The 14,675-nt window shown below is 64.7% G+C and carries 11 protein-coding genes; all 11 read right to left on the reverse strand.

Translation table 11 applies throughout. From position 1 onward, the window contains the following. Positions 1–4,430 (reverse strand): peroxidase family protein (locus tag CLG96_RS08225; RefSeq protein WP_279330589.1); only part of this gene is annotated, 4,430 nt, incomplete at its 3' end. A gap of 619 nt (positions 4,431–5,049) precedes the next feature. Next, positions 5,050–5,712 (reverse strand): SCO family protein, encoded by a 663-nt coding sequence (locus tag CLG96_RS08230; protein ID WP_107967413.1) that lies wholly within the window; start codon positions 5,710–5,712, stop codon positions 5,050–5,052. Further along, entirely contained in the window at positions 5,709–6,734 is a 1,026-nt protein-coding gene (locus CLG96_RS08235) for a multicopper oxidase domain-containing protein (protein ID WP_107967414.1), read from the reverse strand. The genes CLG96_RS08230 and CLG96_RS08235 overlap by 4 nt, the downstream gene beginning before the upstream one ends. Before the next feature lie 20 nt (positions 6,735–6,754). Next, on the reverse strand, positions 6,755–7,909 hold the full coding sequence (locus CLG96_RS08240) for a multicopper oxidase domain-containing protein (protein ID WP_165799598.1): 1,155 nt from the start codon (positions 7,907–7,909) through the stop codon (positions 6,755–6,757). A gap of 167 nt (positions 7,910–8,076) precedes the next feature. Next, the gene (locus tag CLG96_RS08245; protein WP_165799599.1) at positions 8,077–10,287 is read right to left on the reverse strand and encodes a secretin N-terminal domain-containing protein; all 2,211 of its coding nucleotides are present in this window, start codon (positions 10,285–10,287) and stop codon (positions 8,077–8,079) included. Continuing rightward, positions 10,268–10,930, reverse strand: coding sequence for a hypothetical protein (locus CLG96_RS18715; RefSeq protein ID WP_165799600.1), 663 nt, complete (start codon positions 10,928–10,930; stop codon positions 10,268–10,270). The genes CLG96_RS08245 and CLG96_RS18715 overlap by 20 nt, the downstream gene beginning before the upstream one ends. Before the next feature lie 29 nt (positions 10,931–10,959). Next, positions 10,960–11,469, reverse strand: a complete 510-nt coding sequence (locus CLG96_RS08250; RefSeq protein WP_107967416.1) for a hypothetical protein — start codon at positions 11,467–11,469, stop codon at positions 10,960–10,962. A gap of 56 nt (positions 11,470–11,525) precedes the next feature. After that, entirely contained in the window at positions 11,526–12,629 is a 1,104-nt protein-coding gene (locus CLG96_RS08255) for a hypothetical protein (RefSeq protein ID WP_133175380.1), read from the reverse strand. Continuing rightward, positions 12,571–13,659 carry a type II secretion system protein GspK gene (locus tag CLG96_RS08260; RefSeq protein ID WP_107967418.1) on the reverse strand — a complete coding sequence of 363 codons (1,089 nt, stop codon included), beginning with the start codon at positions 13,657–13,659 and terminating at the stop codon, positions 12,571–12,573. Before CLG96_RS08260 ends, CLG96_RS08255 begins: the two co-directional genes overlap by 59 nt. After that, on the reverse strand, positions 13,656–14,243 hold the full coding sequence (locus CLG96_RS08265) for a type II secretion system protein (RefSeq protein WP_165799601.1): 588 nt from the start codon (positions 14,241–14,243) through the stop codon (positions 13,656–13,658). The genes CLG96_RS08260 and CLG96_RS08265 overlap by 4 nt, the downstream gene beginning before the upstream one ends. Beyond that, positions 14,224–14,667 (reverse strand): type II secretion system major pseudopilin GspG, encoded by a 444-nt coding sequence (gene gspG, locus CLG96_RS08270; protein ID WP_207796647.1) that lies wholly within the window; start codon positions 14,665–14,667, stop codon positions 14,224–14,226. The genes CLG96_RS08265 and gspG overlap by 20 nt, the downstream gene beginning before the upstream one ends. Positions 14,668–14,675 lie beyond the last annotated feature (8 nt).

Below are 14,675 nucleotides of genomic sequence, written 5' to 3' on the forward strand. Positions count from 1 at the left end.
TCGAGCTTGTCCTTGCCGGCGCCGCCATCGAGAATATCGTTCCCACCGAGGCCGTTCAGCACATCGTCCCCACCGAGCGCGACGATCTCATCGGGCCCCGCCGTTCCGTTCAGCGTATTGGCATTGTTGTTGCCGAGGATGAGATCCCGGACGGGCGCGGTCGCCGCCGAGACGAGTTGTTCCGCGAAGCCCGCCTGATCGAAGAAGCTCACCACCGCCCGGATCGGCAGACCGACCTGATCCTGGGTCGGCGCGAAGGAGGGGTCGTCGCTGATCTCGATCCAGCTACCGTCCGCCGCCTGCTGCTGCCACACGACCGTGAAGGTCGATGGCAGGCCGTTCAGATCGACGACGCCATCCAGGCTGACCGTGATCGTGCGACCTTCGGTCGGCGTCATGTCGCTGAGGGTGGGCGCTCCGGTGGCGGCATAGTTGAGCAGCATCGAGACGGGGATGTCGATCGTGCCGCCAAGGCCATCCGAGAAGCGCAGCGTCTCGATATTGCGGAGCGTATCGCCGGCCACGGTCGTGTCGGTTCCGCGATCGTCCACGACGCGGAGCGAACCGTCTACGTTCAGCGAGAAGCTGTAATCGGTAATGACGCCGCTATATTTGGCGATATCCACGTCGCCCGCGACATTGCCGTCGATGATCTCGCGGACGATGACGAGCTGGCCCGGATTATAGACCCTTGCCGCCACCTTGGCCTGCAGCTCGCCCGCCATCGTGTCGTAGCTGGCGATCTCCACCGAAGGATCGTTCCTGTCGCGTACGCTGATGCGCACATTCAGCCATTTGTCGCCATCGATGACGTCATCGCCGGCCTTGCCCTCGAAAAGATCGCTGCCACCGCCGCCGAGCAAGATGTCGGAAGCATTGGCCGTGTTCATGACCACCGCGAGCGGATCGGCAGTGTCCCAGAGCTTGTGACCGAATAAGGTGCGCAGTCCGGCGATGCGATCGACATTCTTCTCGAGGAGCGCGTTCGAATAGGATTCGAGCGGCGCGTCGAGACCGGGGATCGCGGCGCCTCCGGTCGCCTCGTCCCGCGCGCCCAGCACCTGCTGGCGCCCGGTGAGGACGTCGTTGAACTTCCAGCCCGACAGGCCTTCGACAAGGTCAAAGCGGTCGCGCAGGATGAACTGCTCCTGATTGACGAAGATCGGGATGCCCAGATCCGAATTGGCCGCGACGGTATCGCCCTTGTGGATCGCCCAGTCGAACCCGGCCATGCCGTTGTTGCGCTGGATGCCCTCGCCCTGGTGCATGATATCGTCGCCGGCTTCGCCGTCATAATCGGTATCGCTGCCTTGCCCGTTGAGCACGTCATGGCCGATGATGGTGCTATTGAAGAACAGTTCCGAATTCTCGCCCGCCAGCGTGTCGAAGCGGGGACCGCCCTCGATCCAGTCGTCGCCCTCATTGCCGAGCAGGAAGTCGGCGCCATCGCCGCCGAGAATGAAGTCATCATCGGTGCCGCCGAACGCCTCCTTGCCGTCCGGTCCGGTGACGAGGAAATCCTTGCCCTCATTGCCGAAGAGGAGCGCGAGACCGCTGCCGCCATTGATGAAATCATTGCCGGTGCCGCCATGCAGGAAATCGGTTTCGCCGATATCCGTGCCCGCGTTGACGATGATGTCGTCGCCCTCTTCGCCATGGACCCGGTCGACGCCATAACCGGCCTCGAGATAGTCGTCGCCGCCATGGCCCCAGAGCGTATCGTCGCCCTCGCCGGCGATGATGGTGTCGGCCTCCTCCGTGCCGCCGATGACGCTATGCTCGCCGGTCACGATCTTGATATAGTCGTCATCACCGTCGTTATCGATGTCCTTGCGGACGACGAGCGGGCTGAGGGCCTGCAACAGCGGATCGGAATGCTGGGGATCCTCGCCAATCTGCTTCGACTTGTCCATTTCGAGGATGAAGGCCACCGACGCGAAGGAATCTCCGGGCAGCGCCGTCGAACCAGGGTCGCCAAGATCGGTGTTGCGCATGATCAGCTCGGAAAAGCTGTTATTCTCCAGCTCGTTCAGCAGGTTGAGGCCCTGGGTGCGCGAGAGATAGTAGAAGCGGTCCGCATCCTGCAGATTCTCCATCTGCATCTCGAAAACGAAGGCGAATGTCGAGCCGAGCATTCCGCCAAAGTCCATCCTCTTCTCGGCCAGACCGCCGATCCAGAAGTCGACGGTGTTGAGGCCGCTTTCCTGGTTCGCCCAGCTTCCGGTGGAGTTCAGGAAGTCGACACGGTCATCGGGCGCCTCGAAGATGCGGCTCTCGTCGATATCCGCAGTGCTCGGATCGTCATTGATCATCTGCGTCTGGCCGAGGACGAGCGCAGTCGCCGCGGCGCGCTTGCCGAGCAGCGTGGTTTCCGCAGTGATCGTCTCATGCGTGCCATAGGCCGCGATGAAGTTGATGATCGACGCCGGGTGTCTCAGATTCTGAGCGAAGTCGACCCAACTGTCATAAGGCTTGAGCTGCGTGTCGGATGTCGCCTCGAAGAACTGGGTGCGCGCCGCATTGAGCGATGGCACCCCGGTATCGCGGCCGCGTATGATGTTGATCGTAGCGAGGTCGAGCGGCAGGCCGAGCAGATTGTTGCGCAGCGCCGGCGTGACGAATTCATCGATCTCATTGCCGGTCTGCCGCGTCATGCCACGAACGATCGCGCCCGCCGCCGCATCGGGGGAGCCCATGGAAGCATATTCGAGCGGGTTGAGGAACGCCTGGATCAGGGCGATATCGTCGCTGACCGGCTGGCCGTTCACCATGTTGATGCGCGCGACATCCTCGGTCAGCATCGAATGGCCGAAGCGATAGACGACATGCGCGAACTCGGCGGTGATCGACGGATCGATATCGACCGAAGGCTCGAACACGAACACATCGATATCCGGCTGCACCTTGCGGGCGAACTCCTCGAACACGAGATGCTGATATTCCATCTCCGTGGTGAAGCGGCCGACCTGGAACAGGCGCTCGCCATCCCATATGAGCGCCTGCGTCTCCTCCACGGTGGTGGGGATTGCGCTCACATCGACGAGCAGCCATTCGTTGAGGAAGGCGAGATCGCCCGATCCGAGCGCGAGCTGTTTCGCCTGCTCGACGATGCGATTATGTTCCGAGTGGAACACATGGTGGACCGCGGTGAGGCCGATATTCTCGTTACCGCGCCCGTCGCCGGTGACATAGTGCGCGTCGAGCAGCTCGTCGTCATAAGCCGTGTTCCTGCCACGGCTGTCGACCGGGAGGGAATTGCCGGCGTCCAGGTCCTCATCCTCGAGGAGAGCCCCGTCCCTGATGAGTGGCACCGCGTTATGGGCGATGTCGTCGATGAAGGCATGGGCGGTACGGATGGCGCCCGCCGTGCTCACGGGCGCGGCCGGATCGCCTTCAAGCAGCACGTCGTCAAGCGTGCCTAGCTCGCCATCGGCGCCAAGACCGACGACGAGCTGGGGATAGCCATTCGCGCCGGGGATGAAATTGCCATAGGGATCGGATGCGATCAGCGGGATATTGCCGACGTCCGCGTCGGTGAGCTCGATGCCGAGCAGCTGCGCGGCCTGCGCCTTGACATCGGCCCAGGTGGCGAGGCCGCCATTCACGCCTTCGAGCAGATGGCCGGTGGCGATGGGCTTGCCATCGGGACCTTCCACATATTCGCGCATGAAGATCTGCTTGGAAGCATGCGAGCCATAGGTCTGGTTCTGGTCGATCCAGGCGGTCGTCTTGTTGACCGGATCCGGCGAGGCGCGGGTGAGCACCATGAAATTGGTGTGGCTGCCCTCGACATAAAGGGGATCATCCGGCTGGAGCGGCACATAAACGGTGCCATTGCCGCCCTTCGACACGAGATCGAGGCCATGATCGAAAAACTGGCCGAACAGCGTGAACCAGCTATTGAACGGTGCCGAATCGCCAATGTCGGGCGACACGTTCGGCAGGAATACAAGGTCGGGCGTGTCGGGATTGCCGTCATGATCGAAGGTGAACGCATCGCCCGACATGGCGGAAAGCGCCGCCGGATTGGCAGTGGTCTGATCGACGATGAGGTTCGAAATCGTGCGCGGATCGGCATCGGCGACATCGCCAGGCTGGCCATAATCATTATTGGTCAGAACGGTGGTCGGGCTGAAGGCGATGCTGTCGCCATCGCCGTCGTTCAGATAGACCGGAGTCAGCAATTGCTTGAACGGCTGATCGGCCGCGCCCCATTGCTCGCGTCCGGGCAGGATGTTGTTGTAGCTGCCGTCCACCGTCCGCAGGCCATAGGGCAGGAGCGACGCCTGCGACGGCGCGGTGCCGGTCGCGCCTTCAAGCGCCCCCGCCTGAGCGATCAGGGTCGCGAGATCGCCGCCGGCGGCATGCGCCTCGGCGATCCTGATCTGCTTCAGAATGAATTCGAGATCATGCTTGACCAGTTGGACCATGCTATCCTCCCTTACGGGCGCGTTGGGCGCGCGCCCGCCGCCGTCGCCCACCAAGGGCCCGGCTGGATTGATCATCAGGGATGTGAACCGCCCCCTTTGTCTGCCCGAAGGGGTCACCCGCCCGCAAACAGCCGCCCTATGATATGGCCCCGGTTTCTTGTTCCGGGTCAAGAACGACTGCCTACCCCGTTGTAGATATCAGCGTCGGCCGAACGGCGGAGCCCTGTCTGTTGCCAACAGTCAAACCCGCAGCCCGGAACACCCCCATATTTCCTGACACCCATTGACGAGATGGATATATTATAGGGTTGAGCTTATTATATCTTTTCTACGCTTGATCATTTCCATATAACGTAGTTCTACTTGCTCGTTTTGACAGTCATCTTGAACGTCATGCCTTATGACGCGCGCAATACTTACTGCATTGCAGCATGATCAAAGCGCATCATGATTGAGACATGGTCGGGAATGGCTATTGCCGCCATCGCGTGAGAAATTTGCCGCGCCTGGACATCCGGTGCTTCGCCTTCGCGACAGGATGCACAAGGCGCTCCCTGCCATCGATGCGTTGCGACGGCAGGGAGTGCGGTTATCCAGCCATGATAGCTGCGTTTCGGCTCTACAGCCGCGCCTGATGAAGCTTTTGGATCATCTGCGCGAGCGCCACCGGCTCGGCATCATGATAGCCATATCCCGCCACGCGCCTGTCGGGCGCGAGGAAGTAGATCATCGAGGAATGATTGATGCTGTGCCCGGTCTCGCCCGCACGCGGCGGGATATGCTCGCGGGCCACGCGGAAGGCGGCCGTCGCGGCGGCGAGCTGGGCGCGGCTGCCGCTCAGCACGCGCAGGCCGTCGCCGAAACTCTGCGCGATCCGGCGCATGCTCTGGCTGCGGTCATCATGTCCGGCGCCATGATGATGGCTGTCGGCCAGCGGCGCACGTCGCCGGGTCAGGCCCAGCGGCGGCGGCTCGATATCCACGAAGGCCGCCCGCGTCATCACCCCCCGTTCGCGCAGCAATCGCGCAGCTTCCGCGATCGTCGGGATCGCCATGGTGCAGCTCGCGGTGCAGCGGCTATAGCCGAAATAGAGCAAGGTCCAATGGCCCGTGAAATCCGCTGCCGTGACGTGCCGACCATCTATATCGATGAAGTCATAGGCGCCCCCCAACCGCTCGGGGGATGGCGGACCATAGCCATGGCCATCATGATCCGCTTTCCCTGTCGCGGCCTGGCCAGCCGTGATGAAGGCAGAGGCGAGGATGATCGGGGACATGCTCATTTGACGATGATCCGCGTCTGGGCGATGCCGGCGCCGTCGGCCTGCACCTTGCCGGTTATCCAGTGGAGAAATTCGAATTTCACGCCGAACACTCCACGCTGTGTCGGCGTGATCAGCAAATCGAAGCGGCTGGCGGTGGTGAGTTCTATGCGGCTTCCGGCCGGAAAGAGCTTCGGGCTGTTCCAGGGCTCCGCGCCCAACTGACGCCCATCGACACTTACCAGCAGTGCATCGACACCCAGGGTCAGCCTCAGGATCGAATAGCTGGCGTTCAGCAGCCGGATCAGGATCCTGTCGCCGAGCTTCGCCTCCACCGCCACCCTGCTGTCCAGCATCGTCTTGTTGTTGAAGACGCCGGAAATGAGGAAATATTTCGGCTCGAACCGATTGAGGCCGGCATCCTCGCCGCACAGGCCCGCATCATGTTCGTTAGGGATGTGCCAGCGCGGATCGACATCGTCGGCGACCCAGATTCTCTCCACCTGATAGGTCGGCCCGCCCGAATAGAGCGTTCCGGGCCCCTCCGGCGGATCGACGATCAGCATGCCGAACATGCCCATTTCGAAGTGAAGGACGGTGTTGCGGTGGCAATGATAGAAGAAGGTGCCCGGATGGGCGGGCTGCCATTGATAGCTATATTCGGTCTGCACCTCGAAGGACACATGGCCGACGCCATCGTTGAACGTCGTCGGCTCAATGCCATGATGATGAATGGTGTGGGCATTCTTCTTGGATTTAAGCTTCGTATGCACCACCTGTCCCTGGCGCACGCGGATGAGGGGCGAGGGATAGGGCGCCACGCGATCGGCCGCTATCGGGCTCAATGGGTCGGCAAATCCCCAATATCTGACCCTTTTCCCATCGGGCGTATTCCACCTGCCGTCAGTATGCACCGCGCGTTCAATCACCACGTCGGGCCTGATCTTGTCCGGAGTGGCAGGGCTTTCCTGAAATACATTGCAGCCGAAGGTGGAAAAGGTAACTTTCCCCTTGACGCCTGTCTTCTTGAAATCGATCACCATTTCAATGCCCCCCGAAATATTTATTCGATTGGCGCTGTCATTTCCCAGTGCGTGACGAGCCCCTGCGGATAATTGCCGCCGCCTGCCGTCTGCGACATTTCGGTGTGGCAGTGCATGACGTAGCGGAGCGGGAACGGCTCCTCCTTCGGGGGCCATTTCGCGGCGGGGATGTCGGGCGGCCGCTCGAACGGCAGCAGCATATCCTTGCGGGCGAGCGGCGACAGGCGCCAGACATCGACTTCGAGGATATTCTTCCTGACGTCGATGGCGCCGTTGGCGATATTCTCGCTCAGCTCCATCACATGATTGCCGTGGATGTGCGGCGAATGGGTGCTCAGGCCGGCATTCATCGTGCGGAGCAGCGTCGGCTGGCCCTGCTTCCCTTCCGGCATGATCGCCTCGGCGGCCTCGATCCCCTCCGAGGCGGTGCCATTGTGAACGGCAGTGTCGAAGCCGCTCAGCCCGTTGATGTGGAAATAGCGCGGCAGGAAAGAGGACATGATCGACGCCGGATCGACCGATTGGCCGCTCGCGACGCGTGCGTTGAGCGTGGGATCGGTCTGCGAGAAGACCCAGATCTTCTCCCGAGCCGGATCGCCCGGCTTCCACTTCTGGCCGGGAAAGCGCGGCGCCGTGCCAAGCGCGTCGAACAGCGCCTGGAGCGCCGGTGTCTGGCTGGCACGGCTGAACGGCGTGGGCGATCCCGCCGGCGTGGTCCCGAGCCGCGGCTCCACGATCAAAGCGCCATGGAGCCCCAATATGCGGTTGAGCGGAGCCTTGGTCGGATCGAAAAAGAGATAGCTGCCACCAACCGGCGCGGTGAAGCGGACCTCGCGCCTATCGCCGGGATCGATCAGTTCGGACGTCGCCGCCGGAATACCAGGGATGGCGAAGCCGTGCGGAGCCGTATCGTTATTGCTTATCTCGATGCGGATCTCGTCCCCTTCGCGGACGCGGAGCACCGGCCGGGGCTTGCCGTCCTCACTGAAGAACAGGAGCATGTAGACGATCTGTCCGTCGATCATCTCGGCATCGACCGGCTCGATGCTGATATGCAGCTCGCTCCTATCCTGCTCGCTTTCCACCTCTCGCGCCAAGGCAGCCCAGGGCCAGGATGCCGCCGGCATCGCAACAGCCGCAGCACAGCCATATTTGAGGAATTTCCGCCGTTCCATTTCGCCCCCTCATATCCGGGGACAGCATCAAGGCTGACCAATGTGGATCATGACAAATATGTCCTTCTCTTTCTTCCAGAATTTTGACCGGTAAAGATGCTGATCTGTATCCATAGGCCCATAAAATTACTTATCCGTAACAATCTTTAGATTTTTTATTTACTTCCTTATCTGCGGCGTGAGCCGCTGTCTTCCTGCTCCGCCGGTGCGCCGCCATGGCGCCGCACATCCGCATCGAAGGGCGACCGCCACGGCAGCAGCGTGTAGACCTGCGGCCCCCGTTCCTTCAGCAGGCGGTTGATCGATCCGGCATAGGCCGCGCTCGCCTCCCCCATATTTTCGTCGCTTCTCAATATGTAAGGCGTAACGAGGAGCAGCAGCTCCACCTTGGCGCCCGTCATGGCATCCACCCGGAAGGCCTGGCCGATCAGCGGAATGTCCTTGAGCAACGGCACGCCCTTCTGCTCGCGCGAATAATTGTCCTGGATGAGCCCACCGATCACCGCGGTCATGCCTTCGCGCAGCGAAAGCTGGGTGGTGACGCTACGGTTGAGAATCAGCGGGCTTGCGATCGGCGAGGTGCGGTTGGGCTCCTGGCTCGAAACCTCCTGATAGAGCTCGATATCCACCCGATCCGCACCGTAGATCACCGGACGCATGTTGAGGATCACGCCGGTCTGGCGATACTGCACCGTCTGCAGAATATCGGTGTCGCCATTGGTCTGGTTGCCGGCGGCGCGCTGCGACGTGATGATCGGCACGTCGCTGCCGATCAATATCTGCGCCTCGCTCCCCGAACGGGCCACCAGCCGGGGCGTGGACAGAATATTGAGATTGCGGTTCTGCGCGATCGCGTTGAGCGCGGCCTGCACGGTGCCGGTCGAGAAGACACGCGTGAAGGTGGCGCCCAGCCCGCCCGGCTCGCGCGCCAGCCCGCCGCGCGTATCGGCGGTCACATCCCCGCCGAACAGCGCCGCATCGAGCAGCCATTCGATCCCGAAGCGCGTGTCGTCGGACAGCGTCACCTCCGCCACCGTGACCTGGACGAGCACCTGCTTGGGCGGCGTATCGAGCTGCGCCATCAGCGCGCGCAGCGTGGCGAACTCGCTGCGCTTGCCACGAAACAGCAGCCGGTTCCCGCCGGGATCGATGGTGATCCGGCCGTTGGTGACGGGCGCGCGCGCCGCGGCGGCATCCGCATTCATGTCGGGACGCGGCAGCGCGGATCGCTCGCCGGTGATCGGGATCGTCTTCGGCGTCTCTTCGGGCGCCCGTCCGCCGGGCGTCAACTGGGCGACGAGCGCGCCCAGCTCCGCGGCCGTCGTGTTTTCGACCGTATAGATGAACACGCCATCCTGATCGGCGAAAGCGCCAGGCGAATCCAGTTCGCGGATCCAGTAGAGCGCGCGCCGGAAAAGTTCGCGATCGGAAGCGAAGATCAGGATCGAGTTGGCGAAGGGCACCGGCAGGAAGCGCACGCCCGCCTCCGGCCCGATCGCAAAACCTTCCGTTGCGAGCACGGACCTGACCGTCTCCGCCAGCGCCTCCGCCGTCCAGAAGACGGGCTCGATCCGCGCGACCTGCCCGCCCGCAAAGCCTGGCTGGTCGAAGGTTTCGACCAATGCGATCGCCGATTCGACCTCGCGCGGATTGCCGCTGATGACGAGCGCATTGTCGCCCTCCTGTGCAAGGAAGCGGATCGCGCCGCGATCGCGATAGACGGTCTGAAGCACGTCCGTCACCGCACCCACGCTGACCGAGGAAAGACTGGCGAAGCGGATCACTGGCCGCGAGGCGGGCGGCGTTTCGGGAAGCGCGCGCGCCCGCATGAACAGTGGCGCGCGTGAGGAGAGCAGCTCGTCCTCCACGATCTGCACGACGCCATTCTCGATCGCGACCGCCAGCCCATATTGGCGCAGCGCCGCCTGCACCATGGCGAAGAAGCGCCGGTTCGACATCGCGATTGGCCCGCTCAGCGCCACCAGATCCCGCCGCCGGGCAACATCGGGGCCGGTGAAATAGGGAAGCCCGAGCAGATCGCCGAACACGGTGTCGATGAACTGGGTCAACGGCTGCGGCGGCAATGTCGCCGCGATCGGCCGTTCGGGCAGCAGCGCCGCAATCTGCTCGGGCGTCACCTCTACGACAGGCTTGCCGCGCCCTTCGCCGGCTGCGGCGCGCGCATCGGGAGAAAGCAGCTTGATCCCCGTCGTCGGCGGCGCGCCTATGCCCGCTTCATCCGGCTTCGGGGCCGCAATGCGCTGTGCGGGCGCGACCGGACGCACCTCGAGCCGCGGAAATGACGTGCAGCCACCCAGCAGCGCGATGAGCAACAGCAGCGCCGGCCTGCTGCCGGTATTATCCGCCAATCGGTCCATTCTCCCTCTCTCCGGCTTGTTCTGCGACGCGTCCGGGCCTGGCCAGCCGCCGCCTTGGATGCGTGCTCGTCTCGATCGGCCCGGCCTGAATGGCGCCGGTAGCCGGCCGCTCCGCTGCTTCCGGCATGGCTGGAAGACTGGTCGCGGACGGGCCCGCGCCGATCGGAATGCGGCGCACCTCGCCCCGGCGCCGGAGGACGATGAAGGCGCTGTCGATATGGCTGAGCGCCCAGCCCTCCCGATAGGCATCGCCCGGCCGCAGCATCTGCCGCGCGCGTGGTGCTGCTCCATCGACGAGCAGCAGGGCTGGTCCGTCGGGCGGGCGCAGGACGGCGGTCAGATCCCGTCGCAAGATCGCTGCCACGTCTACAGGCGGGGGAGGCGAGCGAAGCGGAGGCCGCGCGACGGGCAAGGGGGCCGGCAGCGCTACCATCTCCTCGGGCACATCTGTTGGAGAGAAGCGCGCAGCGCCGATATCCAGCACGGCCAGCCGCTCGCGCGCGTCACGGATCGCTGCCTGCGGATGTGTGAGGCGCACGACGCGCGGCCCCCGCTCGGGCGCGGATGAAGCAAGCCGATAAGGGGATGGCGGCGCGATATAGCCCAGGCCGAAGCCGAGGAGCATGGTCGCCAGCGCTATCATCGCTGGCAGCGCAAATGATGCCACCGGCTTCAAGGCGCATTTCCCGAAGGCAGATAGGGAATCCGCACCGCAAGGCTGAACCGTGGCAAACTTGCCGTTTCGCTCAGTTCCATGGCGACCGGCTCGATATAAAGATCTGCCGCCCCGATCTCGTCGAGCAGCGCGAGGAACGACGTCCGATCGAAATCGCCTTCGACCACGACCATGAGCGTCTGGCTATCGCGATCCGCCAGCGCCGGCGGATCGAGCAGGACCCGCAGATTGGCGATTCCCGCGAGCCGTGCCATGGCGCCGAGCTCGCTTTGGGCGCGCATCTGCGCGATCGCGAACGTCCGTTCCATCAGGGCCCAGTCCCGCGCCTTCTCCGCCTCGCTCCGCGCCCCCTGGCGCAAGGTGCTGCTGGAAAGAGTGCGCTGGCGCTCCTCGGCCTCGATGCGCATCATCCGTGCGTCCATGGCGGCGTCGGCGGCGGAGCGGGCATGATCCTGGGCATCGACGGTCCAGCCGAGCGCGGCGATGGCGGCCAGCCCCGCCGCCATCGCCCTTTCCCGGGGGGACAAGGCCCGCAGCCACGCGACGAGAGCGGCGCCTCGCCTCATAGCGCGCCATCCATCGGCGCCGCCACGCGGGCGGGCCGTCCGCCCTTCATCACGTCCGCCTGAAGGACGATGCTTCCATCGATGCCCGTGGGCCGTTCGGAAACGGCAGCGAAACAGGGATGCTCCTCGATGCTGGACGCCACATCGCGGATCGAGACATGATCGGGCAGATCGAGGATCTCGACGCGAAATTCCGTCTCGTCGATCCGCCAGTCGCCGGTTTGCACCCCGAAGCTCCGCAGGATCGCGAAGGCGTCGGCGGCGATGCCGAGCGGGTCGGCCGGCACCGTCTGGGCCGCGAAGTCGCGGGCGATCGCGAGATCGCGGAGCATGTGCGCCTGCCCGACATCGAGCGCGCCCAGCCTGCGCACCTGCTCCGCCCGCGCCAAGTCCGCCCGCGCATCCCCGGCATAACGCAGGGTCTGCCCCATCGACCAGCTTGCGACGCCGGCACCGGCCAAGGCGAGCAACAGGGCCGATCGTTCGATCTGCGGCCAGCCCAAGCCGGGACGCAGCCGCGCTGGCAGCGCGCCGATCACGGGCGGCAGGGACGACGGCTCGGGATCGGGCGGCTGCCAGGCAGCCGGATCGTCATGCTCGATCCCCATCCGGAAGGCGACCCAACTCCCCTCCTCGAAGGGCCGGCGCCGCCAGGCGGAGGCCTGCAATGCGCCGCCGCTCCAATATTGCGCCTCATAGCCATCGGCCACCCGGCGTTGCAGCCATCCCGCACCGGACGGCTGCAACAGCGTTTCAGGCAGCAGCCGGTCCGCGACATAGCGCCAGCGCCCGTCGATGAGCGCCCGCACCTGATCGGCATCCCACCACCAGATGGCGGCGCCGGCCGGATGGCGCTGCAGCAGCGCATCGCTCGATCGGAAGGGTGCCCGCGTTTCCGTATGGAAGCGCGCCGCGCGCTCCACCTGCCTGCCGCGCATGCCCTGCGGCACGGCGAACAGATGGAATCGGCAAAGCGCCCGGCTCAGTATCAGCATGAGCGCGCCAGCGGGATCGACGGTGGCGCCATCAGGCCCGACAATCTCACCATTTTCGCGCAGCAAGCAGAGCCGGGCTGATCGGAAACGGGCTCCCAACGCCATGCTGACTCCTTTCGGCATATTCGGCGGGCCCGCGCCTGAGCGGCGCCACCTCCACGATCAGCGGCCGGTCGCGGCCTTCCTCGGCGAAGGTCAGGCGGGCTTCATAATGATAGGGATCGGTCTTCCCGCCCCTATCGATCCGCGCGCGAAACCGGATCTGCCGCGCGGGCAGTCCACCTATCGGCGCGATGCCGCCGGCAAGGCTGAGCCCCGTCAGCCGCGCGACATCGGCAAGCGACTGCATCGCCACCTTTTCCCGCGCGGCAAGGATCAGCCCCGCATCCCGGGCGTCGAGACCGAGCGTCGCCTGAAGCGCATCCGACGGCGCGCTGTTGAGATTGAAACGCTGCATCGGGGGCAGCGCCGCCACCCTGTTCTGCAGGCGCGATCCCTGGATAGAGGAAAGTGCGTCCCGCCAGCCAGCCACAGCCTCAACGCCGCTCCTTTCCTCCAGCGGCGCGTCTTGCGGTATCGGCAGGCCAGCCCTGCGATAACCCATCCGCTCGACGCCGTTCAGCCGCCGCAGATCGTCGCCATCGGTATAATCGGCGAGGGCGGCCGCCATGTGGCGCGCCTTCGTCTCGGCCACGCCGAAGCGGGTCAGCAGCCGCGAAACGGCGCCCTCGTCGCCGCTATTGAGATTGACCAGCCCCGCTTCATCCTGAACCTCCACTTGGAGCATCGGGCCCGCATCGATATGATAGGCCCGGCCGTCGAACAGCAGCGGATGCACGATCCGTCCCGCGGCGGCCCGCATCCCCCGCTCCATGGGCGTCAGCACGCCCGACGGCCCCAGCCGGTCGCCGCCGACCCTGAGGCCCCGCTGATCGAGCGGCTCGGTCAGGAGCAGATGGGCCAGCCGCGCCTCGGCCGTGGTCGCGGCAATCTCCAGCGCCAGCCTTTCGCGCAGATCCCGAAGCGCACCATTGCGTCCGTCGCCGCTATCAGCCGCGACGATGATCGACAGGCTCAGAAGCGCAGTCGCGAGCGCCAGTGACGGCAGCACGAAACCCTGCTCATGCGCCATCATAAAAGCCCGGGATTGGCCACGCTCTGCCCGCTGCCGGCCTGCTCGATCCAGACATGATCGACATGGCCGGCGCGCAGCAGGGTCAGCCGCACCAGCGGCAATATCGGCCGCGCCTGCCCACAGGCGGCAGGCGGCCAGCGATCGTGCCACAGCCGGCCATCCTCGCTATAGGCGAAGCGCGCCTCTCCCCGCCGCCATGCGAGGATCGGCACGTCGCGTCCATTTCTGTCGCAATGCAGCGCCCCGCCGCCCGCCTTGTGGACCAGCCGCAGCCGGACGGTCTTTCCGCCACCGCAGCCGCGCGACTCGACATAAGTGAGCGCCAGATTGAGCGTATCGACGCTACCCGCGAGGGAAGCGGTCGGGTGCCCCGCATGCAGCAGGCGCCTGAATTCCGTCTCGGCGCGCGCCCGCTCGGCGCTATCCAGCGCCCGGTCGGCAAGCCCGAAATTGTCCCGCACGCCGCGCGATGCCGCGCCGAAAACAATGCCCATGATAAGCGCGCAAATCGCCAGCATCACCAGCATCTCGACAAGCGAGAAGCCGGTCGCATCGGACCTGCGATCAAGTCGCGGGCATGTCACGACCGTCTCCGAAATAAATGTCGGCGGCAATCCCCACGCCGCCCGCGCTGCCATCCGCGCCCAGACTGCCTATGCGGGGCCGGCCATCGGGGCTGGCGGGCGCCTGATAGACATAGGGACGTCCCCATGGATCTCGCGGAAGCCCGCTATCCAGATAGGGGCCCTCCCAAATCTCCTCCTGCACCGTGCCGGACGGCGCCTCGACGAGCAGCTTCAGCCCTTCCTGATCGCTGGGATAGCGCCCCAGATCCAGCCGCATCGTTTCCAGCGAGGCGGCAAGCGATCGTATCTGCACCCGCGCGGCGCTCGCCTTGGATCGGTCGAGCTGCGCCATCAGCCGCGGGCCCACAAAGGCCGCCACGAGGCCGATGATCGCCACCACGATCAGCATTTCCACCAGCGTGAAGCCGGACGCATCCCGCAAATGCGGTG

The organism is Sphingomonas oleivorans (assembly GCF_003050615.1).
Lineage (GTDB): Bacteria > Pseudomonadota > Alphaproteobacteria > Sphingomonadales > Sphingomonadaceae > Sphingomonas_H > Sphingomonas_H oleivorans.